This window comes from Mycolicibacterium mageritense, from assembly GCF_010727475.1.
GTDB lineage: Bacteria > Actinomycetota > Actinomycetes > Mycobacteriales > Mycobacteriaceae > Mycobacterium > Mycobacterium mageritense.
Genome location: NZ_AP022567.1, coordinates 2081845 through 2105293, shown reverse-complemented (window position 1 = coordinate 2105293; position 23449 = coordinate 2081845). Strand labels below are relative to the sequence as shown.

General features: G+C 66.1%; 20 protein-coding genes. 10 read left to right on the top strand and 10 right to left on the bottom strand.

From position 1 onward, the window contains the following. Nucleotide 1 precedes the first annotated feature (1 nt). Nucleotides 2–835 carry an SDR family oxidoreductase gene (locus tag G6N67_RS10090; protein WP_036432437.1) on the top strand — a complete coding sequence of 278 codons (834 nt, stop codon included), beginning with the start codon at nt 2–4 and terminating at the stop codon, nt 833–835. A gap of 47 nt (nt 836–882) precedes the next feature. Here G6N67_RS10090 and G6N67_RS10085 read toward each other — a convergent pair whose 3' ends face one another. Both G6N67_RS10085 and G6N67_RS10080 read right to left on the bottom strand, forming a co-directional pair. Next, nucleotides 883–2340 carry an MFS transporter gene (locus tag G6N67_RS10085; RefSeq protein ID WP_051578689.1) on the bottom strand — a complete coding sequence of 486 codons (1458 nt, stop codon included), beginning with the start codon at nt 2338–2340 and terminating at the stop codon, nt 883–885. A gap of 102 nt (nt 2341–2442) precedes the next feature. Then, complete coding sequence (locus G6N67_RS10080; protein ID WP_197747959.1) at nt 2443–3663, bottom strand: FAD-dependent oxidoreductase; 1221 nt, start codon at nt 3661–3663, stop codon at nt 2443–2445. Between the two features lie 64 nt (nt 3664–3727). Here G6N67_RS10080 and G6N67_RS10075 point away from each other — a divergent pair, with 64 nt between their 5' ends. Next, nucleotides 3728–4339: a TetR/AcrR family transcriptional regulator gene (locus G6N67_RS10075; protein WP_036432439.1), complete on the top strand. Its 612-nt coding sequence runs from the start codon at nt 3728–3730 to the stop codon at nt 4337–4339. Nucleotides 4340–4620: 281 nt separating this feature from the next. Here G6N67_RS10075 and G6N67_RS10070 read toward each other — a convergent pair whose 3' ends face one another. From G6N67_RS10070 to G6N67_RS10045, 6 genes are all read right to left on the bottom strand, one after another. Next, nucleotides 4621–5727 carry an acetamidase/formamidase family protein gene (locus G6N67_RS10070; protein ID WP_036432441.1) on the bottom strand — a complete coding sequence of 369 codons (1107 nt, stop codon included), beginning with the start codon at nt 5725–5727 and terminating at the stop codon, nt 4621–4623. Continuing rightward, a complete protein-coding gene (locus G6N67_RS10065) occupies nt 5724–7253 on the bottom strand; it encodes an amidase (protein WP_036435479.1) in 1530 nt (509 codons plus the stop codon). The genes G6N67_RS10070 and G6N67_RS10065 overlap by 4 nt, the downstream gene beginning before the upstream one ends. 2 nt (nt 7254–7255) lie before the next feature. Then, complete coding sequence (locus G6N67_RS10060; protein ID WP_036435481.1) at nt 7256–8290, bottom strand: ABC transporter substrate-binding protein; 1035 nt, start codon at nt 8288–8290, stop codon at nt 7256–7258. Between the two features lie 2 nt (nt 8291–8292). After that, entirely contained in the window at nt 8293–9126 is an 834-nt protein-coding gene (locus G6N67_RS10055; protein WP_036432443.1) for an ABC transporter permease, read from the bottom strand. A gap of 43 nt (nt 9127–9169) precedes the next feature. Then, the gene (locus G6N67_RS10050; protein WP_036432445.1) at nt 9170–9949 is read right to left on the bottom strand and encodes an ABC transporter ATP-binding protein; all 780 of its coding nucleotides are present in this window, start codon (nt 9947–9949) and stop codon (nt 9170–9172) included. A 266-nt stretch (nt 9950–10215) separates the two neighbouring features. Further along, complete coding sequence (locus tag G6N67_RS10045; protein ID WP_051578691.1) at nt 10216–11598, bottom strand: MFS transporter; 1383 nt, start codon at nt 11596–11598, stop codon at nt 10216–10218. Nucleotides 11599–11803: 205 nt separating this feature from the next. Between G6N67_RS10045 and G6N67_RS10040 the strand changes: the two genes are divergently transcribed. Together G6N67_RS10040 and G6N67_RS10035 are read left to right on the top strand one after the other, a co-directional pair. Then, nucleotides 11804–12976: a CaiB/BaiF CoA transferase family protein gene (locus tag G6N67_RS10040; RefSeq protein ID WP_036432449.1), complete on the top strand. Its 1173-nt coding sequence runs from the start codon at nt 11804–11806 to the stop codon at nt 12974–12976. Next, nucleotides 12973–13755 carry an enoyl-CoA hydratase/isomerase family protein gene (locus G6N67_RS10035; protein ID WP_230022997.1) on the top strand — a complete coding sequence of 261 codons (783 nt, stop codon included), beginning with the start codon at nt 12973–12975 and terminating at the stop codon, nt 13753–13755. Before G6N67_RS10040 ends, G6N67_RS10035 begins: the two co-directional genes overlap by 4 nt. 12 nt (nt 13756–13767) lie before the next feature. On the opposite strand, the gene G6N67_RS10030 is transcribed toward G6N67_RS10035, so the two are convergent. Together G6N67_RS10030 and G6N67_RS10025 are read right to left on the bottom strand one after the other, a co-directional pair. Then, the gene (locus G6N67_RS10030; protein ID WP_036432451.1) at nt 13768–14796 is read right to left on the bottom strand and encodes a LacI family DNA-binding transcriptional regulator; all 1029 of its coding nucleotides are present in this window, start codon (nt 14794–14796) and stop codon (nt 13768–13770) included. Nucleotides 14797–14880: 84 nt separating this feature from the next. Beyond that, nucleotides 14881–15897 (bottom strand): sigma-70 family RNA polymerase sigma factor, encoded by a 1017-nt coding sequence (locus G6N67_RS10025; protein ID WP_036435484.1) that lies wholly within the window; start codon nt 15895–15897, stop codon nt 14881–14883. Nucleotides 15898–15951: 54 nt separating this feature from the next. On the opposite strand from G6N67_RS10025, the gene G6N67_RS10020 reads away from it, so the two are divergent. From G6N67_RS10020 to G6N67_RS09995, 6 genes are all read left to right on the top strand, one after another. Continuing rightward, nucleotides 15952–16791: an alpha/beta hydrolase gene (locus G6N67_RS10020; protein ID WP_036432453.1), complete on the top strand. Its 840-nt coding sequence runs from the start codon at nt 15952–15954 to the stop codon at nt 16789–16791. Beyond that, nucleotides 16788–17783 (top strand): alpha/beta fold hydrolase, encoded by a 996-nt coding sequence (locus tag G6N67_RS10015; RefSeq protein WP_036432454.1) that lies wholly within the window; start codon nt 16788–16790, stop codon nt 17781–17783. The genes G6N67_RS10020 and G6N67_RS10015 overlap by 4 nt, the downstream gene beginning before the upstream one ends. A gap of 9 nt (nt 17784–17792) precedes the next feature. After that, a complete protein-coding gene (locus G6N67_RS10010) occupies nt 17793–18536 on the top strand; it encodes a DUF2786 domain-containing protein (RefSeq protein WP_036432456.1) in 744 nt (247 codons plus the stop codon). Next, nucleotides 18533–19006 (top strand): TIGR04338 family metallohydrolase, encoded by a 474-nt coding sequence (locus G6N67_RS10005; RefSeq protein ID WP_036432458.1) that lies wholly within the window; start codon nt 18533–18535, stop codon nt 19004–19006. The genes G6N67_RS10010 and G6N67_RS10005 overlap by 4 nt, the downstream gene beginning before the upstream one ends. A gap of 144 nt (nt 19007–19150) precedes the next feature. After that, nucleotides 19151–22204 carry an ATP-binding protein gene (locus tag G6N67_RS10000; RefSeq protein ID WP_235684118.1) on the top strand — a complete coding sequence of 1018 codons (3054 nt, stop codon included), beginning with the start codon at nt 19151–19153 and terminating at the stop codon, nt 22202–22204. Nucleotides 22205–22206: 2 nt separating this feature from the next. Beyond that, nucleotides 22207–23442: a glycosyltransferase gene (locus tag G6N67_RS09995; protein ID WP_036432462.1), complete on the top strand. Its 1236-nt coding sequence runs from the start codon at nt 22207–22209 to the stop codon at nt 23440–23442. Nucleotides 23443–23449: the final 7 nt, after the last annotated feature.

The window sequence follows — 23449 nt, the reverse complement described above, 5'->3', positions numbered from 1 at the left end:
GGTGACCACACTCATCACCGGCGCCACGGGTGCAATCGGAGCGAGCCTGGTCAGACGGTTGGCTTCGGCCGACCATGCCGTCAGAGCGGGCAGTCGCGATCCCCGCAAGGCGGCAGGGCTGGGCGCCGACATCGTCGAACTGGATCTCGCCGCGCCGAAAACCTTCGACGAGGCATTGGCGGGTGTCGACCGCATCTTCCTCTACGCGGAACCCGCTGCCATCGAGGACTTCGTCGACTGTGCAGAGCGCGCAGGTGTGCGGCGGGTCGTCCTGCTCTCCTCGGACTCGGTGGAAATGGGCAACGCGGAACACAACGCGTTGGCGCGACATCATGCCCACGTCGAAAAGTCCCTTGGTGGTGCGTCTTTCAGCACCACGGTGCTGCGGCCGGGAACGTTCGCCACCATGACGCTCGATTGGGCATCCTTCATCCGCGCCGGAGTCCCGGTCGAGCAGCCCTTCTGGGGAGCCTGTCTCGACGTCATCCATCCCGAGGACATCGCCGACGTGGCCGAGCGCGCGCTCACCGACGACGATCTGGAGGGCCTCGTCCTGCCCCTCGGCGGCCCTGAGGTGCTCAGCTTCCATCAGCAACGCGACACTCTGGCGAGCCTGCTCTCACGAGAACTGGACTGGCGCGAGCCGAACAGAGAACAAGCCGTGCAACACCTTTCGCGGCACGCTCCGCTACCTCTGGTCGACGCTATCCTGGACTACTGGTCGCAGCTGCCGCGGCACGACCACGAGGCGCGGCGATCGGTCGAGCGCATCACCGGACGGCCCGGACGCACGTTCCGGCAGTGGGCCAGCGAGCGGCTCGATGCGTTCCGCTGATCGCCGAGGGAATGACGCAGGACCAGGAAGCTGAGCTGCGGGCGTCGCTATTCGGACAGATTCTCCAAGCTTTGTCGAAAGGTGGTGCGTAACACCGCGATGACCGGCACCGCTGCCAATGCAAAGAGCACTCCCGCCAACGTGATGTACAGATAAACGCCGGACGCGGTGCTGACCGCGGCTCCACCTGCGCTGAGGCCCGGTAGCTGGGTGGCTTTGAGTACCTCCCCGCCGGCGATATTGACCACGACCGAGCCGAGGGCGAGCACAACCGACACCAGGCCGGCTGTCATGCCTTGCCGTTCGGGGTCTTCGAGGCTGGTGGCCAAGTTGTAGCCCGAGGCGCCTATTGCACCGGCGGCAACACCGAGCATGGCGGCGCAGGCCATCGCCAGCGGCAGCAGTGCTACCCCTGCCAGCATCCCGAAGGTCGCAGCGGTGCCCACGGAGATACCGCCCAGAAGCGGGAGCGCCGAGCCGACTCGGCCCGCGATCCATCCGGCGCCGACTCCGCCGACAACGATGCCGAGATTGGCCGTACCGAGCAGCGCGGCGAGCGCTTGACTGCCGCCCAGCCCGTAACCGAGACCGAGTGCAGGGGAGACCTGGGCGGTGATACCGGTCAGTTGCAGCATGCTGCGAAAGGAGCCCGCAGCCAACACCAGTGCCAACAGTGTGAGCAGAACAGGACGGGACAATGCCCGGATGTCGATGATGGGTTCATCGATTCGCAGCGCGAGGAACACCCAGCCTGCCAATGCCGTGACACCGGCAGTCAACAGCGCAACCATGCCCCCGGACAACCAGCCGGCGTCACTGCCGAGGCTGATGTAGGCAAGGGTCGCGCCGAGGCCGCAACCGAGAAGTAGCGCCCCGGCCACATCGATCCTGCCGCCGGTGCGGATCGGCGACTCGGGGATGAACAAGCGCACACAGACCGCGGCGGTTGCAGCGAGCAAGGCCGCGGCGACGAACACGCCCCGAAACCCGAATGACTCGATGACAGGCTGCATCACAAATGGCTCGATGATCCCGACAATGGACGAACCCGACGTCAGAATGCCGACCAGTGTCATGGCCACTGTCGGCTTGCAGATCTGCTGTGTGAGCGCCACCGTGAGGAAGACCGCGGCGAATGCAGCTCCTTGGAAAAAACGTCCTACCAGAAAGATCCACAGGGTAGTGGCCAGCAGGCAGATCACGGCCCCTGCGCAGGCAAGGAGAAGGGTGATGAGAAGTAGCCGGCGCTTACCGAAGATGTCGGAACTCTTGGCCAGCAGCGGTGACCAGATGGCCCCGGCCAGCATCCCCCCGGCGTTGAGCCAGGCCGCCTGATCGGTGTCGAAATGCTCCATCAACTGCGGCAAGACCATCATGGGCGATCCGATGACCAGATCAGCCAGAACGTTGGCGAGAGTCAGAACCGCTGCCCAGAGGACGAGCCTGGCGCTCCAGCTGTGCGCTTGGTCGCCTCCGACTGAATCATCTTGAAGCTGTTTCACCATGTACTTTCGTTCAAATGAACTGGGAATTACGTTGTTTGGGTAAGCGGCGTGAGACGGTCGGCCGATCCGTTCCGGTGGTCGGGTATTGAAAACAGTTCGCAGTCAAAGTATTCGGGTGCTGGCCGCTTTCAGGGCTTGATTGCGGGCGGCAATGTCGGCCCAGGTTGCAGGAAGGACGCGATCGCGGCCACTGGCCACTCGGCCCTGAGCGAACGTCACATACGGGCGTTGCCGGGCTTCGTACCGCGCGAATGCCGTGGTGTGGTCGCGATCTCGATCCAGTTCTTCGGCGAGGAACCGCGCACCGGTGAGGGCCAGCGAAGTGCCCCGGCCGGACAGGAACGCCGCGCAGTAGCCGGCGTCCCCGACGAGCACGACGCGACCACGGTGCCAAGAGGTCAGGTGAACTTGACTCGCGGCAGAGAAGTAGAAGGCAGGATCGACGCGTGCTGCCTCGAGCAGCTCTGGGATACGCCACGACCGGTAGTCGGCAAAAGCGTCGAACAGGATCTGCTTCTTGCCGTCCACGTCGTCGGGATCATAATCGACTGATTCCGAGCGGAACTCGAAAACTGCGACCGTCTTACCCCCGTATCGGAACACACCTGCCATTCGGCCGGGAACGTTGTATATCGAGTTCGCGCCCTCAGTGTGAGGCTCATCGGGAAGATGGGCGAGGGCGAAGTACACGCCGAGGTGTCTCAGGCAGTGCTCGTCGGGCCCGAACACCAGTCGGCGGACCGCGGAGTACTGGCCGTCGGCGCCGACAACGAGGTCGTACCGCGCGGTCCGGCCCGATGCGAATTGTGCGTCGACGTGGTCGTCGCTGTGGGCCAAGACCTTGATGGAGTCATCGAAGCGGATGGTCGCTGCGTCCGAAACAGCATCGGCCAGGATGCCTACGAGATCCTCGCGCAGGATCTCGATGTCGTCATCGGAGTCGCCGATCTCTGCGATGGGCATCCGGGCGATCGGTTCGCCGTGTATGTCGAGAAACTGTGTTTGCTCAGACATCCGGACGCGGCGTGCCTGAATTCGCGTGAGCAGTCCCATCTTTTCCACGGCTTCGATGGCATCCCCGCGGATGTCGATCGGGGTGCCTGTGAGCCGGAGGTGGGGAGCGCGTTCGATCACCGTGACATCGTGGCCGCGGCGGCCGAATTCCAGCGCACACGCCAATCCGGCTATGCCGCCGCCAGACACAAGAATTTTCAACAGCGCTCCATGGATCACGAAGGGGTGGTGGGCGACGGGTGAACGGCCGCCGGCTGCGGCCGTCCTACTTAAAGCGATAATTTGTCGCTTTAGCGAGCGTATATGCATCCGGGTTGCACCGCAACGCTCCACTTGGCAACAATCGTCAACAAGGCAGAAGGTGAGGGTGGTGATGAGGAAGGGGACTACCGACCCTCCGCCAGCGCGGCGTCCCGGCGGCCGTAGTGCGCGGGTCAAGGCGCAAATCCTCGCCGCCACCGCAGAACTCGTGGCGCGTGATGGCATCGCCGGGTTCCGGTATGAGGATGTTGCCGCGGCGGCAGGCGTGCACAAGGCCAGCGTTTACCGTAACTGGCCTGATCGCGAGGAGCTGGTCGCCGAGGCGTTGTTGCGGTATGCCGAAGGCCTCGCCTCGATTGCAGACACCGGCGACATACGCCGAGATTTGGTGGATTTTCTGGTGGCCCTTGCGGCCGGGCTCGAAACACCGTTTGGGCGCACCCTCGAAAGGGCCATCCAACCCACTCGTAACGACGCTACCTTGCGCGCGCTGACCAGGGTGCTCGACGCCCGGGTGGCCGCCATGCGACAGCGGGTGGACACCGCGGTCGACCGAGGCGAACTTCCCCCGGTCGACAGCTCTTTCCTGGGCGAGATGATCTCCGGCCCAGTGCATCTCATCGTCAACCGGGGAATGCGTATGTTCACCCCTGCGGACGCGGAGAGAATCGTCGACGTTGTGCTTGCCGGCATCCGATCACAGCGATCCGATCATCAGCAGTGACTCGGATCAATGCAGTTCGGTGACTTCAGAGTCCCGCTTGCTGTTGTGGCGATCCATCCCGGGTGACGCCTGGACGGAGTTGGCTCCTCAACGCTGTTAAGGCATGCTGCGGTTCCCGCAGCCGCACCGTCGTCGTGCTGGATTGAGCCGTTCGCTGCTCAAGCGTCGTCGGAGAGAAAGGAGCCATGCAGAAGAGAGCGCAACGCCGGACATCCCAGGCCCGTACGTCGACCCGTGGCCGAGGTGACCGTGGGCGGCCCGAAAAGTCACGCGCCGGAGGCTCACTCGAAGATGTCGGTGGGCACCATGGCCGACACCAACACGTTGGGCACGTCGACGATCTGGCTGATGCGCAGGTCGACGGCGACGCTGCACAGCGCATACGCCTGCTGACGGGTGAACCCGCGCTCATCGGCCAGGTGATCGACCATCAGGCGCAGTGCGTTTCGTGTGGCCAGGTTGAGATTCTCCGGGTGGATCCGGCCGTCGTCTACCGGTACACCGGTGACCGCGAAGTGCGGACGGGCGGCCACCTCCGGTGGCTCGCCGGTGAGGCGCTCGAAGCGCAGGTAGCGGACGCCGCCCGACGTCGCTGCCCGCTTGCGCAGGTCGAATCGCAGCACCACTCTGGTGGTGGTTTCCACTGCGGCACCGCAGGACTCGCCGTCGCCCTGGGCGAAATGACCGTCGCCGACGGAGAACAATGCGCCCGTGACCCACACCGGCAGGTACACCCGGCTACCCGCGGTCAGGTGTTTGATGTCGATGTTGCCGCCGGCCTCGGTGGGGCAGATGGTGCGCCGCCCCGGATCCCCCGGGAGGTCCGGTGGCACCGCCGAGGCGGGATTCGGAAGTTCGACCAGACCGCCCTCCCGGGCGACCTGTTGTTCGGCGGATCTGCTGCGCTCGAACAACTCTCGTGACGGCGCTACCCCCATCACCCCCATGAAGGGGGCCGCAGGCAACCGTACGCCTGGCAGGTCCGCCGACCGGGCGAACCCGTCGGCGATCTCCCAGCGCACGACGTGTGGTTCGGTGAATTCGTCACGCAGGAAACCGAATCCGGGAATGTTCAGGGTGGCACCGAAGTCGCCGGTCTCCACCGATAACACATCGACCACCAGGAGATCACCGGGTTCGGCGTCCTCGACGTACACGGGTCCGGTCAACGGGTGGATGCGGGCGGTATCCATGGCCAACACGTCCGCCGCGGTCGAATCCCGGGTGATCTGACCGTCGTAACCGTCGCGCGCACGCATCGCCACCGTGTCGCCCGGCGCGCATCGCAGCACCGCGGGAATGTCTGGATGCCAGCGGTTGTGACCCGCCCGCGGGTCGTCCACCAGTGATTTGGTGAGGTCCAGTTCGATCTCGTGCACGTCGCTCATGATGCCCCATCCGGCGCAGTGGGAAAGCCCCCGCAGGCGTGCTCGAAGGTGTGCGCAACCCGCAGGACCGTGGCATCGTCGAGGTGGCGGCCCACGATCATCATCCCGACCGGCAGTCCGTCGACCAAGCCGGCCGGGACGCTGCACGCAGGATGGCCCGTCACGTCGAAAGTGGCGGTATTGGCCATCATCTCCAATGCCCGCGCCAGGTATTCCTCCAGTGGCGCATCGCTTCCCGGTATCGGGCTGGCAAGGATGGGCGTGGTGGGCATGACGAGGAGGTCGAAGCGCGACAAGGCCTCGTCGTAGGCGGCTCGCAGGCGCGGAACGAGGTTGCGGGCCATCGCATAGTGCACGCCGTGGTGCCGATCGAGGGTGTGGCGGCCGGCCAGCAGCACGAGCTTCACGGTGTCCGGGAAGGAGGAGCCATCGGCGCGGCGTCGGCTTCCGTAGTGCTCGATGAGCGCGGGGTCGTACCGACCCTGCCAGTTTCTGCCGTAGGCGTTGCCGTCGACCATCTGGGCGGTACCACCCTCGACCGCGATCACATCCCAGATCCGCTTGCCGTGGTGGTGCCAGGGTATCGAAACCTCCTCGCAGAGCAACCCTTCGGCGCGTAGGACGTCGACGGCGCCGCGGACGGCGGCGTCGACGCCCGGCGCCGACTCCGGGTGCCCGAAGCCCTCGGTCAGCACACCCACCCGCAGCCCTGCTGTGGGCCGGGTCAGCTCGTCGGTGAACGTGGGCCCGTCGCGCCCATCGCGCTGTCGGGGATCCAGGCCATCAGGTCCGGCGATCACGTCGAGAACCAGCGCCGCGTCGGCGACGGTGCGGGTCATCGGACCGAGGTGGTCGAGGGTCTGCTCGATGGGGAACGCGCCGGTGTAGGGGACCAGCCCGTGTGTCGGCTTGTGCCCGACGATCCCGGTGAACGCGGCAGGCAGTCGAACCGAGCCGCCCTGGTCACCGCCGATCGCGAGATCGACCACCCCGGCCGCGACCAGAGCGGCACTGCCGCTGGAGGATCCACCCGTTGTCCGGGTGTGGTCCCAGGGATTGCGAACCGGACCGGTGGCGGCGGTGTGCGACGCACCGGAGAAGCAGAGATCCTCGCAGACGGCCTTGCCGGTGATGGTTGCGCCGGCGGCCAGCAGCCGGGTCACCACGGTGGCATCCTGGTTAGGGAGGTAGCCTTCGACCAACGCTGAGCCGTTCATCATCGGCACACCGGCCACGGCGATGTTGTCCTTGATAGCCACCGTCCGGCCCGCCAACAGGCCCGCGCCGGTCGAGGTGATGTCGCATGTGACGTACCAGGCGCCAAAAGGGTTGTGCGCCGGCTTCGCCCAGGCACGTGTGACGGTGGGTGGCTCGATCTCCCTGTGCAATTCGGCGACCACATCCCAGGAGGCCAGCATGTCTTCGACGTGCGGGGCGAACTCAGCCAATTCGCGTGTGGACAGACCGAGATCGTATGCAGCAGAGGCTTGTTCGAGATTTGCGGGTTCTGGAGGATGCACGGTCATGTTCATCCTGCCTCGAGTGCGTCGCGGGCCCGGGTGGTCAGTTCGGTATTGACGTTGTTCTCATACGACGTGGCATCCGAGGGGTAGGCCGCGATGTTCTTGGTGAACAACGAGATCTCCATGTTGCGGTCCCATGACTCCTTGGTCACTGTGATGTCCTCTGCGTAACCCTTGGCGTCGATCTCCCGTTCGACGGCGGCCGCGACGACCTCGCGGGGCAGATCCGGGAAGTACTTTGCGGCGATGTCGATGGTGGCCTCCGGGTCGGCGTAGATGAACTTCGATGCCTTTGCGATGGCGGTGACGACCCCTTGGGCGGGTTCGGGGTTGTCTTGCAGGTACTTCTCCGTGGTGGTGAGACTGGAGAAGGCGAAGGGGTACCAGTCCGGATTGGCGGGGAAGGAATAGACGACCGCAAGGCCCTGGTCCACCACTGCCTGGCTGACGGTCGGCTCGAAGGACAGTGCCAGGTCGGCCTGTCCACCTGCCACGGCGGCGAGTTCACTGCCGAGCGCGACGTTGACCATCGTGACGTCCTTCAGCCCCTTCTGGTCGATCAGATATTTCATGAAGGCCCAACTGGTGTCCGGCTCCGGGCTCACCACGACCTTCTTGCCTTCGAACACCGAGGGGTCGTTCAGGGTGGCGTTGCCGCCATTGCGCCCGATGACGAACACCGAGGGAGCGTTCTGGATGGCCGCCACCACCACACCGGGACCGCCGTTCTCGTGTGACTTCGGCACGAAAACCGGATCCTGGATGGAGAAGTCGGCGGATCCGCTGAGCACCGCGGTCCAGGACTGGGTGCCACCGCCGCCGGTGGCGATGTCGACCGTGACCCCCTGTTCCTGGAAGTAGCCGTTCTCGTGCGCGACGTAGAGCGGGAGATAGAGCAGCGACTGGAAGGCCTGGCTGATTCGCACCGTGGTGGTACCGTCCGTGGCCTGCGCGGGCTCGCTTCCGCAGGCCGCGGCCAGCAGGACTGTCGCCGATGTGGCGGTAACGGCGAACTGTCGGAGCAACTTTCGAGTGTTCATGATCATGACCTTTCCCAATGACCAAGAAAGCGCTCCACAGCGCTGACGAGGAGGTTGAAGACCAGCACCATGACCATGACGATGGCGATGCCGGCGATGACGAGGCTGATGGTGAAATTGGAGCTGCCGAGCAGGATCATGTGACCAACACCGGCGTCGGAACTGATGTATTCGCCGACGATTGCGCCGACCAGTGCGAAGCCGATGTTGAGCTTCAAACCCGATACCACCCATGTCATCGCTGACGGCACAACGAGTTTGCGGAAGATCTGGGAGCGGGAGGCGCCGAACGACTTCATCAGGTTGATCAGGTCGGGATCGGTGCGTCGGGCGCCGCGGTAGGAGGTGGTCAATGACACGACCACACACGAGAACGCGACGATCACGACCTTGGATGTCATCTCGGTGCCGAACCAGATGATTGTCAATGGCGCGACCGCCAGAACCGGGATCGACCCGACGGCCGCGATGAACGGTGACGTCAGATCCGCGACGAATTGCGAGTACCACAGCAGCAGGCCGAGGACGGATCCACCGACGGCGCCGATCAGGAATCCGAGGATGACCTCCGTGCTGGTGATGCCGATGTCGGACCACAGCTCACCGGAGACCGCGCGGGTCTGTAGTACGTTCCACACCGCACTGGGGCTGCCGAAGAGGAATGAACTGATGGCACCGCTACGGGCGCCGAACTCCCATGCGGACAACGCGGTTACGACGATCAGTACTTGCATGGTGTGCAGGATGATCCGCCGGCTGCGCGGCGATGCGGTCGCCGTCCGCCGCCGGACCGGTCGTGTGGGGGCGGCCGACGGCTCGGTCAGCACGGTGGTCATCTGTCCTCCTGGGTGAGGTGAGGAAATGGGCGGCCGGTGGGGTTCATGCGACGTCCGCCGACTGTCCGATTCCGCGCCAGATCTTTTCGTAGAACTCGTTGAATCGGGGCGCGAGTCGCCGCTCGTTGATATCGGTGCTCGTGGTGCCGAGATCGACGTCGAGTTCGTCGACGATCTCTCCGGGGTGGGCTTTGAGGATGTACACGCGGTCGGACATCGTGACCGCTTCCTCGATGTCGTGCGTGACAGCGACAACGGTTTTCCCTGTGGCTCTGGCGGTTTCGAGCAGCTCGCCCTCCAGCGCGATCTTGAGGGGATAGTCGAGTGCCTTATACGCCTCGTCCATCAGGATGATGTCCGGATCTGTCACCATGGTGCGCATGAGTGCCGCCCGCTGCCGCATGCCTCCAGAGAGATCGGCGGGGTAGTTGTCCTCGTAGCCCTCGAGCTTGTAGGCCGCGAACAGGTGGCGGGCGCGTTCGCGGGCTTCTTTCCTGCGCGTGCCGCGGACTTCCAGTCCGAGGATGACGTTCTCAAGAACCGTCCGCCACGGGAACAGCAGGTCTTTCTGCAGGACATAGCCGATGTGTTCCGAGGTGCTGCCGGTGACATCGACGCCGTTCACCACGATCGACCCTGCGGTGGGCGCCACCAGGCCGGTGATGATGTTGAACAGGGTCGACTTGCCGCATCCGCTCGGGCCGACGATGGAGACGAACTCGCCGCGGTCGGCGTGCAGGGTCAGCCGCTGCAGAACCCGAGTCACGCCGTGGGACGTCGCATACTCCTTGTCGATCCCGATGACTTCCAGTCGGCGGGTCATCGGTGTACGCCCCGCGCCGGTTTCGAGCCGGTGAACCGATCAATAACTGATATATCGCCCATGTAGTGACTGATCCCATTCTCGAAATTCGTGAGTGGTTGAAGGAAAGTCGGGCGGTCACGCCCGGTGGTGCACATAGCGAAGCACACACTCATGCGTTGAGCAACCGATTGTGCAATATCCGCGGAGCATTGAACAATGGATTGTTCTTGCATGGTTCACGAAGTTGAGCCCCAGCCATGCGGCCCACGGTTCGCCCGGGCCGGCTATTGCCATGAGGTGGCCCGAGGTGCGGGGGCGGCGGTGTCGAGGTCGGCCAGGTCGATGCCCTTGGTCTCCGTCAGGAAACTCACCGCCACCGTCGAGATGATCGCTGCCACTGCGAGGTAGCAGGCGATCGGCACCCAGGATTCATATGAGCGCAGCAGCGAGGTGCTGATGAAGGGGGCCAGCGATCCAGCGAAGATCGAGGTCACCTGGTAGCCGAGTGAGACACCGGTGTAGCGCATGCGGGTGGGGAACATCTCGGCCATCAAGGCCGGTTGCGGGGCGTACATCAGACCGTGGACCAGGAGACCGAGGGTGATGCCGAGGAAGATGAGGACATCGTTTCCGGTGGACAGCAACGGATAACCGACAAAACCCCAACCGATGGCCAGCACGGATCCCAGCAGGAAGACCGGTTTGCGACCCCAAGTATCGGCGATTCGGCCGTAGTACGGCACCACGAGGAAGTGGATCGCATGCGCACCGAGGATGAGGAGCAAGATCTCGGTGGTGGTGGCTCCGATCGTGAACGCCAGATAGGTGATCGAGAACGTGACGACCATCTGGTACATGATGTTCTCGGCGACCCGGGCGCCCATGGCGATCAGCACCTGACGGGGGTAGGCCCTGATGACCTGCAGTGCGGAGGGGGTCGGATCATTGGCCTTCTCGGCCGCCTCGCGCGCTTCCAGAAACAGCGGCGCCTCATCGACGCGGGCCCGGATGTAGTAGCCGACGATCACGATCACGGCCGACAACCAGAACGCGATGCGCCAGCCGTAGGCCAGGAAGGCGTCCTCGGTCATCGCGAACGCCAGGCCGGTGAGGACAAGTGTCGCAACGAAATTGCCGAGCGGAAGCGCGGCCTGCGGCCAACTGGTCCAGAAGGCGCGGCTCTTGTTCGGGCTGTGTTCGGCGATCAGCAGCACCGCGCCGCCCCACTCGCCGCCGACACCGACACCCTGGATGAAGCGCATCAGGACCAGTAGCAGTGGAGCAGCCATCCCGATGGTGGCGTACCCCGGGATGCAGCCGATCGCGAATGTCGAGGCTCCGACCAGTAGCAGGCTCACCTGGAGCAGCTTCTTGCGTCCCACGCGGTCACCGAAGTAACCGAAGACCAGTCCGCCGAGTGGGCGGGCGAGGAAGCCGACGGCATAGACGAGCAGAGCGTTGACGACTCCGTCGAGTGCGTTGTCGGTGTTCGGGAAGAACAGTGTGCCGAAGACGAGGGCCGAGGCCGCCGAGTACAGCAGGAACTCGTACCACTCGATGACGGTGCCGGCCATCGACGCCGCGACGACTCTCCGTAGCCCGCTTGTCGGAGGGCCGGCGGTGTGCGGAGTGGCGGCGCGAGATTGCTGGGGCGATGAGTTGACCATGGCGGCTCCTGTCGGCACGCATCGAATGGGGCAACCGCCACCCGTGTCCCAGGTCACGGCTGCCACAGTGAATCACGGCAAATGTGCAGTAAGCAACCGATTGCGCAAAATCCCGTGAAATCTGGACAATCGATTGTTCTTCTTGGTTGAATGATCCGGTGGCGAAGCGCGCCAACCCGCCTGGGAATCGCTCAAGGAGGCACCGATGTCCATGCTCGACGGGATTCGCGTCGTGAGTTTCACGCATTTCCTGCAAGGCCCGTCGGCCACGCAGTTGCTCGCCGATCTGGGTGCACACGTGGTGAAGGTCGAGCCACCGGCGGGTGCGTTCGAGCGATCGTGGTCAGGCCCCGACGCCTATCTCAACGGGGAGAGTGTCTTCTTCCTGCTGGGCAACCGGAACGTCAGCAGCCTCGTGGTGGATCTCAAGGATCCGGAGTGGGTGGACGTCGTACTCCGCCTTATCGACGAGGCGGACGTACTGATCGAGAGTTTCCGGCCCGGCGTGATGGAGCGGCTCGGCCTGGGGTGGGAGCGGCTGCACCACCGCAATGCCCGGTTGGTGTACTGCTCGCTGTCGGGTTACGGCAGCGACGGACCGTACAAGGACCGGCCGGGGCAGGACGTGCTACTGCAGTCCCTGTCGGGAATTGCTGCAGCGACCGGTACGGCCGATGGCCCGCCGACGCCGGTCGGCGCTTCGATTGTCGACCAGCATGGCGCGGTGTTGGGAGCGTTCGGGATTCTGGCGGCCTTGCATGGGCGCGAACGCACCGGACGTGGCGTCCGGGTGGAGAGCAATCTGCTCAGTGCCGCACTCGATCTCCAGATCGAACCGCTGTCGTACTTCTTGAACGGGTACACCGGTCAGCGCAGCAGCAGCGGCGTGTCGTCACCGTATTACAAAGCGCCATATGGTGTTTTCGCCACCGCGGACGGTCATCTCACGCTTTCACTCAATGCGCTGACGGTGCTGGCTGCCGTCTTCGAGGACGACTGGTTCCTCGGTGTCGGTGAAGACGCTTCTTACGAAAGGCGTGAAGACGTCAATGAGCGGATTGCCAAGCACATGGGGCAACGCAGCACTGACGAATGGAGTGCGGTGTTCGCGGCAGCCAGAGTCTGGTTCGCGCCGGTGAACACCTACGCCGACATCATCGAGGATCCGCAAGTGCAGCACAACAGGTCGGTGATCGAGATCGACCATCCGACGGCGGGCGCCGTCAAACTCCTCGGGCACCCGGTGCTCTACGACGGGCAGCGCCCGGGGGTGCGCAGCCTGCCACCCGGGCTGGGCAGCTCCAACTGCGCTGTTCTTGCTGAATTGGGCTACGACACAAAAGATATCGATCGACTTCAAGCAAAGGTGGGTAAATGATGGCTGAGACGCTGGTGATCGGCGAGTCGGTGAGCGTCGATGCAGAGGCCGCGGCAGGCGTGTTACACGTCGTGCTGAACCGTCCGAGAAAACGCAACGCTTTCGATCTAGACATGGTGCGGTCGCTGACCAAGGCGATCGATGCGCGCCCGGCTGACACCCGGGTGATCGTGCTCAGCGGCGGCTCCTTTTTCTGTGCCGGAGCGGATATCTCGGTGTACGGGCGTGGCGATCTGGGTGAGATCGGCGAACTCACGCGCGCTGCGGGTGTTTTGGTCGAAACCATCGCCACAGTGCCAGTCCCGGTCGTTGCGGCGGTCGAAGGGATGGCCCTCGGAGGCGGATTCGAGGTCGCGCTGGCCGCCGACCTCGTGGTAGCGGGCGACACCGCCGAGTTCGGGCTTCCCGAGGCGTCCCTCGGACTGATCCCGGGCTGGGGTGGGACGCAGCGTTTGACGGCACAGGTGGGTGGCCGTAAAGCCAAGCAGCTCATCATGTTCGGGCAACGGCTTTCAGCGGCCGAAGCCCACGGACTCGGCCTGGTGAACGAGGTGGTTGCGGCGGGAGCCAGCCGGGACCGTGCACTCGAGTTGGCTGCGGTTCTGACCGGCTCGTCGGCCTCGGCGCTGGCCGCCACCAAGGATCTGGTGTCGGGTGCCGAGCGCGCGTTGGCCTACAGCGATGAACGTGCCGTGCTGATGGAGTTGTTCACCTCCGAGGACGGCGTGGCAGGGGTCGCGGCCTTTGTACAGAAGCGCCCCGCCGACTTCAGGCGCTGAGAACGTACTGCATCACGAATTGGGGGCGGCTGTGGTCTCCTTCGCCACCAATTCGGGTGCCGGATCGTCGACCACCACATCGGTGAGCTCGGCTCCGCCCAGGTGCTCCAGCAGCATCGTGGCGGCGACGTCTCCGAGCCGGTGCAGCGGCAGCTTCACCGTGGTGATCGCCGGATACACCGTGTGAGCGACCCATGTCGTGTTGATGCCGACGATCGACAGCTCGTCCGGAACCCGCACGCCGAGCCGTAGCGCGGCGAACAGGGCGCCCACGGCAGCGTTGACGCTCGCGACCACGACGGCGCTGGGGCCGTTCGGTTTTCCCAATCCGACATCGTGATGCAGCGTGGTCAGCGCCCGCGCCCCCGCGTCGGACTCCCAGCCGGCGTCGATCACCCAGGCCGGGTCGGGTGTCAGGCCGGCATCGGTCATTGCCCGCAGATAGCCGCTCTTACGCCGGCCCGCGGTGTCGTGCGTACGGGTACCGGAGATGAACGCAATTCGCTGGTGACCCAACGCGATCAGGTGTCCGGTGGCCAGCCCCGCCCCGCGCTCATCCTCCAGGATCACCGATCCGGCCCTGCCGGGGAGCCGCGAGTTGACGGTGATCGCCGGCACCCCCGAGTGCAGTACCGCGGCCAGCATGGCGTCGTCGAAATCCTCGCGCCGCTGGATCAGCAATCCGTCGACCCGGCCCTCCCGCACCAGGCGGGATAACTGTTGGGCCCCTTGCGGTGGCGGATCGACCTGGCCGAGCAGTACATCGGTGCCGTGGCGGGCGGTCGCCTGCTGCACTCCTGCCAGCATGTCTGCGAACACCGCGTTGTTGACGTCAGGCACGATCAATCCGATTGCGCCCGAGCGGGACTGGCGCAAGGCGCGGGCGCGCGCATTCGGCACGTAATCGAGTTCGGCTGCCGCCGCGAGCACCCGCGCCCGAGTGGCTTCGCTCATGCGCGCCCTGACGTCACCCGTCAGAGCCCGAGAGGCGACTGACTTCGACACGCCCGCAGCTCGCGCCACGTCATCGAGGGTGCCCATGAATCCGATCCTAATTTGGCACCGATCAGGGCGAGCGACGCGGCTGTTCCCTGTCATGACACTGACGCAGTGGCGGTTGCCTGCCTACAGCGTCGCAGGCAGCCCGAACTTCTCGAACAGCGACTGCTCCATGAACGCCACCACGTGGAAGATGCCGTTCTTGCCGATGTCGAGCACCTGCAGCTGGAACGCCTCGTGCACACCTGTCTCGGGATTGCGCATGTAGAGCGCCGCAGCGGGTTGGCCGTTGGCGGTCGTCGGGATGAAACGCATGTCGCCCGGGCCTTCTGCGGGGCACTTGTGCCGGGACAGCTCGCCGATGGCGTGCGGACCCTGGTACCAGCTGTCGAACGGCGGCATTTCCCAGATGGCCTCGGCGGTGAACAACTCGACGAGTTTGTCGATGTCGTACGCCTCGAAGGCCGCGATGTAGCGGCTCAGCAGATCCTGCGCCTCGGGTGACTCGGGCGGGACGACGTTGTCGTCCTCACTCGGGCCGACCGCGTCGAGTTGTGCCCGGGCCCGCTGCAGCAGGCTGTTCACCGCGGCGGTCGACGAACCGATGGCCTCACCGACCTCGGCGGCTTTCCACTGCAGCACCTCACGCAACACGAGCACCGCGCGTTGCCGTGGTGACAGGTGCTGCAGCGCGGCGACGAACGCGAGGCGCACGGATTCGCGCGAGCCGACGATGTTGCCGGGATCTGCCGACTCGTCCGGCAGCGGTTCCAGCCACGGCACCTCGTGGTGCTCGGCGATCTCGTCGGTGCCCGCGGAACTCGGCGTCCCCAGCCCCGACGGCAACGGTCTGCGCTGGCGGCCTTCGAGCGCGGTCAGGCACGTATTGGTGGCGATCCGGTACAGCCACGTGCGCACCGAGGATTTGCCCTGAAAGCCCTGATAGGACTTCCAGGCGCGCAGGTAGGTCTCCTGCACGAGATCCTCGGCGTCGTGCAACGAGCCGGTCATTCGGTAGCAGTGGGCGAGCAGCTCACGCCGGTACCGCTGGGCGTCGGCCAGGAAGGCATCGGCCGGACTGTCGTCGTCTAGGGCGGGTGCGAGGACGGTCACATTCGCGAGCTTACGCAGCGCCACCGACAAGTGGGGCGGGGCGACGCGATGCTGCATCAAGGGCACGCCACTACGCTCGCCAGAATGACCAGTACCCGCAGCGAACAGACCTTCGACGGAGTCGGTGGCGTTCGGATCGTCTATGACGTGTGGACGCCCGACGTGGCGCCGCGCGGCGTCGTCGTGCTCTCACATGGTCTGGGCGAACACGCGGGGCGTTACCACCACGTCGCGCAGCGGTTCGGCGACGCCGGACTCCTGGTGTACGCGCTCGACCACCGCGGGCACGGGCGCTCCGGCGGCAAGCGGGTGTACCTGCGGGACATGTCGGAGTACGTGGGCGACTTCCACACCCTGGTCGCCATCGCCGCGGCCGAGCATCCCGACCTCACCCGGATCGTGCTCGGCCACAGCATGGGCGGCGGCATCGTGTTCAGCTACGGCGTCGAGTACCCCGACGAATACGCCGCGATGGTGCTGTCCGGCCCCGCGGTATCGGCTCAAACCGGGCTGTCGCCGGTGCTCGTGGTCGCCGCGAAGCTGCTCGGCAAGATCGCGCCGGGGCTGGGGGTCGAGGAACTCGACGCCGACGCGGTGTCGCGTGACCCCGAGGTCGTCGCGGCTTACAAGGCCGACCCGCTGGTGTGGCACGGCAAGGTGCCTGCGGGTATCGCCAGGGCGCTGATCGGCGTGGGGGAGACCATGCCGCAGCGCGCGTCGGCCCTGACCGCGCCGCTGCTGGTGGTCCACGGCGAGAAGGACCGCCTGGTCAACGTCGACGGCAGCCGCAGGCTCGTCGAATGCGTGGCGTCCGAGGACGTTCACCTCAAGGTCTACCCGGGCTTGTTCCACGAGGTGTTCAACGAGCCCGAGCAGGCACTGGTTCTCGACGACGTGACCTCGTGGATCGAGGCGCACCTGTGAAACGGGTTGCGGCGGTATTGCTTTCCGTGGTCCTCCTGGCGGGTTGCGGCTCGAAGGAAGCGCCGAAGGAAGCGGCCCAGGCGCCGACCTGGAAGGACACCGACGTCAGCTTCGACGCCAACGGGCTGACCGTGCAGGCGAGTTATCGCACCAACGGGCAGCCCGGTCCGGCCGCGCTGTTGCTCACCGAGAGCGGCCCAAACGACCGCAACGGCGACAACACCGTCGTGGGGCCCGTCGGAAACATGCGGCACCTCGCAGACGCTTTGTCGGACAACGGTGTCGCGAGCCTGCGCTATGACAAGGTGGGCACCGGAAAGACCGGGTTGGGGCATTACCAGCAGAAGCCGACCGACGTCACGGGCACGGTGTACACCACCGAAGCGACCGCGGCGCTGCGATTCCTGGCCGATCAGCCCGCCACCGACGACAATCGGCTCTCGATCTACGCGGTCGGCGAGGGCGCCGTGCGGGCGATGACCCTGGCCGGTGCGGGTGAGCCGAAGGTCCACTCCCTCGCGTTGCTGCAACCGCTGCCCAACCGCTACCTCGACCTCATCACCAGCCGGGTGCAGGCCTCCGCCACACCCGACGTGCTCGCGCAATGGCAGGCCGCCGTCGAGCAGATCCGGACCACGGGAACCCTGCCCGCCAAGCTCCCCGAGGGGCTGAGCGCCATGGTCAACCCGGCCAATCTGAAGGCCATCATCGAGGCCGACGCGATCGACCCGGTGAAGCTCGCCGCGGCCCTGCCCGCAGGCATGCCGGTGCTGTTGACGTGTTCCGACGCCGACAAGCAGGCCACCTGCGCGGCCGAACAGCCGCTGATCGACGCGCTCAGGCACACCGCGCTGACGGTCGTCGACCTCAAGGGCGTCAACCACGTCCTGCGTGACGACCCCACCGACAGCATCGCCAATTACGGCAAGCCCGGTCCGCTGTCACCGCAGCTGCTCGACGCGTTGACCAAGTTTGTCAGTGCGGGTGGCTAGGTTTGTGCCGTGACTGACGACAAGATGCTGGCCCGCATCGCGGCGCTGCTCCGTCAGGCCGAGGGCACCGACAACGCCCACGAGGCCGAGGCGTTCATGGCGGCCGCGCAGCGCCTGGCCACGGCCACCTCGATCGACCTGGCGCTGGCCCGATCGCACTCGGCCGAACGCACCAAGGCCCAGATGCCCGTGCAGCGCACCATCACCATCGGTGAGGCGGGTACCAAGGGGCTGCGCACGTACGTCCAGTTGTTCGTGGTGATCGGCATGGCCAACGACGTGAAATGCGATGTCGCGTCGAACTCGACGTTCGTCTACGCCTACGGCTTCGCCGAGGACATCGACGCCACCCACGCGCTCTACACGAGCCTGGTGTTGCAGATGGTGAAGGCCTCCGAGAGCTACATCGCCTCCGGCGCGCACCGGCCGACCCCGACCATCACCGCGCGGCTCAACTTCCAGTTGGCGTTCGGGGCCCGTATCGGGCAGCGGCTTGCCGAGGCCAAGGAGGAAGCGCAGCAGGAAGCCGACCGCAACGACCGCCCGGGGACAGCTATCGCCCTGCGGGACAAGGACATCGAACTCAAGAGCTTCTACCGGCAGGCGTCGCAGGCGCGCGGTACCTGGCGCGCGACCAGCGCGTCGGCGGGCTACTCGTCGGCCGCCCGTCGCGCCGGCGACCGCGCGGGCAAACGGGCCCGGCTCGGACCCAACCCCGAACTGTCCGGCGCGCGCGGCGCATTGGAGAAATGACGGCCCGCGACACCCAGCGTGCCCGGGTGTACGCCGCGGAACAGTTCGTGCGCACCATGTTCGACCGGGCGGCCCAGCACAGCTCCCGGGCCATCGATTTCTTCGGCACCCAACTGACCCTGCCGCCCGAGGCCAAGTTCGGTTCGGTGGAGTCGGTTCAGCGATACGTCGACGATGTGCTCGCCCGCGTGGGGGCCGCACCGGTCACCGTGCGGGCGCGCCGCGGTGCGGCCGCAGCACACTATGAGAACGTTGCCGGTGCCGCCGTGATCGCGGTGCCCGAGGGGTCGGGCACCTGGGCGTTGCGCGAGCTGGTCGTGCTGCACGAGCTGGCCCATCACCTGTGCCAAGACGGGCCGGCGCACGGCCCGGGCTTCGTCTCGACCTACTGCGAACTGTGCGAGACGGTCATGGGTCCGGAGGTAGGCCTGGTGTTGCGGATGGTGTATGCGAAAGAAGGTGTCGGCTAACCCGGAGTGCGCCATCATTGCCATATTGACGGTCTAGAAGGAATGGCAAATGGTCGGGCCGGTCGGTGTCCGTCGTGCGGCAACGACCTGAGGCCGCGGGCCCGCTTCTGCGACATGTGCGGCGCCGCGATCACACCGCGGGCGGTGACCGGCGAGCACAAGCAGGTGACCGTGCTGTTCGTCGACGTCGTCGGTTCGATGAAACTCGCCGCGGCGCTGGACACCGAACGACTCCGGGAAATCATGAACGAGTTGTTCAACCGCGCCGCTGCCGTGGTCCAGCGCTACCGCGGCACCGTCGACAAGTTCACCGGCGACGGCCTGATGGCACTGTTCGGCGCGCCGGTGGCGCTCGAAGACCACGCGCTGCGGGCCTGCATCGCCGCGCTGGAGATCCAGGCGGTGACCAAGGTGCTGGCCGCCGAGGTGGCCCGCCGCGACGGGGTTGGCCTGAGCCTGCGGGTTGGGCTCAATTCCGGTGATGTCATCGCCGGGGAGATCGGCTCGGGTGTGGGCAGATACACCGCCGTGGGGCATCCGGTCGGGATGGCGCAGCGCATGGAGTCGGCGGCGCCGGCAGGCGGCGTCATGTGCTCACTGCAAACGGCGCGGCTGGTCGAGGGCGCCGCGCGGCTGGGCCCCGTCGAACACGTCGCCATCAAGGGATTCGACAAGCCCGTGTCCGCGCGGCAACTGCTCTCGGTCGAGACCCGCGGTGTGATCCTGGGCCGCAGCGAAGGTGTCCTGCTGGGCCGCGAAGCGGATCTGAAAACGCTGCAAGAGGCCTTCGCCGCGGATCGATGCGAGCTGATCGGTGTGGTCGGGGAGCCGGGCCTGGGCAAGAGCCGGTTGGTCAGCGAGTTCGCCGCGCGGGCCGAACGGCAAGGCGCCCGGGTGGTGGTGGCGCGCGGTGAGGCACACGCGACCGCGCTGGCCTTCCGGATGCTGGCATCGTTGCTGCGGGCGATGTTCGACATCGATGAGCGCAACCCGGCCGACGCGCGGGCGCACGTCCTGACCCAATTCGACGGCCGCGTGGCGGCGGGATCCCCCGACGCCCACGTGCTGTTCGAGGCCATGGGAATCGGCGATGCGGATGAGCCTGCGGTTCAGGTCGCAGCCGACGGTCGCAGGCGCAGGCTGGTCGAACTCATGGCCACCGCGGTCCGGGCATACCATGCGCGGACGGTCTTCGTGCTCGAGGACGCGCATTGGATCGACGCACCGAGTGACGAGATTCTGGCCGATTTCGCGGCAGCGATCGCCGATGTCGGGGCCGCCACCATCGTCGTCACCTACCGGCCGGAGTTCGTCGGCGCGCTGCACCGCGGGGCGCCCCAGATGATCAGGCTGCAGCCATTGACCGATGCCGAATCGATGCGGCTGGTCGGTCAACTACTCGGTGAGGATGCGTCGCTGACAGGACTTGCCGGCGAGATCACCGCTGTGGCAGTGGGAAACCCGTACTTCGCGGAGGAGATCGTCCGCGACCTCGCGGGCCGCGGTGTGCTCACGGGGAGTCGGGGAAGCTACCGGAGGTCAGGCGATTTCGACCGCATCGCCGTCCCTGCCACGATTCAGGCGGTGTTGGCGGCGCGTATCGACCGGTTGCCGGCCGGGGCCAAGTCGGTCCTGAACGCGGCCGCGGTCATCGGTGCCCAATTCGACACCGAGTCCCTGCGCGTGCTGCAGCCGGATGCCGAAACGGCCGGGCTCTCCGAGCTGGTGTCTGCCGAGCTGATCGACCAGACGGAATTCGTTCCACGGCAACGCTATTGCTTTCACCATCCGTTGGTACGCACCGTCGCCTACGAGTCGCAACTGAGCCACGACCGGGCACGAGCCCACCGCAGGCTCGCGACGGCCATCGAGCGCGGTGATCCTGAGAGCGCCGACGAGAACGCGGCGCTGATCGCCACGCATTTCGCGGCGGCCGGAGCGAGCATCGACGCCTACCGCTGGCATATGCGGGCGGCGAAATGGCTTCGGAACCGCGATATTCCCGCCGCTCGTGAGCAGTGGGAGCGCGCCCGCGACATCGCCGATCAACTGCCCGAGGACCGGCCCGATGTGACGGCGATGCGTGTCGCGCCCCGCACCCTGCTGGTGTCGACGTCGCTGTACGTCGGCAATGACGCCGACACGGATCGCCGCTACCGCGAATTCCGCGTCCTTGCAACACAGACCGGTGATACCCGGTCGCTCGGGATCGGCATGGCCGGGCAACTGTGGGCGATGTCGGTCAACGATCAACATGTCCGAGAAGCCGCGGTGCTCGCATCAGAACTGCACGACATGGCTGCCCGCGCAGACTGGGACGCCGAGACGCTCGGCATCGTCGTCAATGCAGTGGCGTTCGTGAAATTCGCCAACTGTGAGTTCGACGCGGCGCTGCGAGCCATCGATCTGCTTTCAGCCGACCAGGCGCCCGCCGACGAACTGGCACCCGCCCTCGCACTGCGCGGAGTCATCGAGCTGTGCCTGGGCCGCGGTGTGGAGGGCCGTCGTCACCTGAGGGACGGGATCGAACTGTCGCGCGCATCGACATCGCTGGTCATCACCCACCTGGTGATGTATGCGGGAACCGTTGTGGCGCTCGGTATCTGCGAGTCTGAAGAATTCGTCGACGATGCGCGTGCCGCGCTGCGCACGGCAGAGGCCCTGGGTGACGTCAGCAGTGTCCTCTGCACCCGGTGGACCTACGGCATGGCGCTGGCGCACTCCGGACCTGACCTGCGCGCGCAGGCCACCGAGATCCTGCGACCGTTGCTGCCGGACATCTGTTCGCAGAATTCGATGGCATTCGTGTTGCCGACCGTCATCGCGATCCTCGGTGCTGAAGAGGTCCGCACCGGGCATCGCGACAAGGCGATGAATGATCTCCGCGCGAACTATGCCGAGTGCATGCGCCGCGGCTCACGGGTTTTCGCCGGATGCCTGGGTGAGGCGCTGGTCGAGATACTCGTCGAACAGGGATCCGCCGAGGGTCTCGCAGAGGCGCGGCAGGTCATCGCGCACTGGCAGCAGGTGCGCCCCGGCATCCCCGGGCTGGATCTGTGGTGGTATCGGTCGCGCGCGCTGCTGGCGCGGGCGTCGGGCGATGAGGTCGGATATGCCGAGTTGTCGGCCGAATACCTCGCGCTGTGCGAAAAGCTCGATGCGCGGGGCAGACTCGACGGCGCCCGGGCGATGGTTTAGCGATGGCGACGATCCTGGCGTACACGTCCCCGGCACTGGGCCATCTGTTACCGATCGCCGCCCTGCTCTCGGAGCTGTCGCGGCGCGGGCACGCCGTGCACCTGCGCACGCTGGCCGGCGGCGTAGACCTGGGTGTGCGACTCGGATTCGACACCGAACCCATCGACGCCCGGATCGAACAGGTCGAGATCGACGACTGGCGGGCCACCAACCCACGCGAGGCGCTCAGGCTGGGTGTGGTCGCCTTCGGAGACCGCGCAGGCTACGAGATCGCCGACCTGACCGGCGCGGTCGCGCAGGTCCGCCCCGATGTCCTGGTCGTCGACGTGAACTGTTGGGGCGCACAGTCGGTGGCCGATGCGGGTGACGTGCCCTGGGTGTGCTTTTCGCCGTACACGCCGCCGCTGCGGGCCGACGGGGTGCCGCCGTTCGGTTTGGGTTTGCCACCGTGGACCGGACCGTTGGGCCGCGCGCGGGACGGTGCGGTGCGGTTTGCCGTGATCCGTCAGCTGGAGCGGATCATGCTGCCACCGATCAACCGGGTGCGCGCGCAAGTGCAAGTGCCACAGGTGGATTCGATGGACGAGTTTCTGCGCCGAGCTCCGTTGATGTTGCTGGCCAGCGGTAAACCGTTCCAGTATCCGGTCAGTGACTGGGGCGATGCCGTGCAGATGATCGGTCCGTGCGTGCTGGAACCCGGGATTGGCGACGTGCCGGACTGGCTGGACGCGATCGACCGGCCCATTGTCCTGGTGACGACGTCATCGGAGCGTCAGGCCGACTCCAATCTGGTGACAGCCGCGCTGCAGGCCCTCGCCGACGAACCGGTGCACGTGGTGGCCACCATGCCGGCCGGACCGCAGCCCGGCATCACCTCGACCACGAATGCCACTGTGTGCCAGTTCGTTCCACACGGCGCCGTATTGGATCGAGCCGTATGCGCCGTGACGCATGGCGGCATGGGTGCGACGCAGAAGGCGCTGGCCCGCGGCATCCCGGTGTGCGTCGTGCCGTACGGTCGCGATCAGCTCGAGGTGGCGCGCCGGGTCGAGGTGGCCCGTTGCGGAACCCGGTTGCCCGCGCGGCGCCTGACCCCGGGCCGGCTGAGGGACAAGGTGCAGGAGGCCATGGGCATGGTCGACGGCGCGCGCCGGGTCGCCGACGGGTTTGTCGCGACCGGTGGGGTATCGCGCGGGGCCGACCTCGTCGAGCAGCGGCTAATCGGCAGAGGCGGTTAGCCTGGCG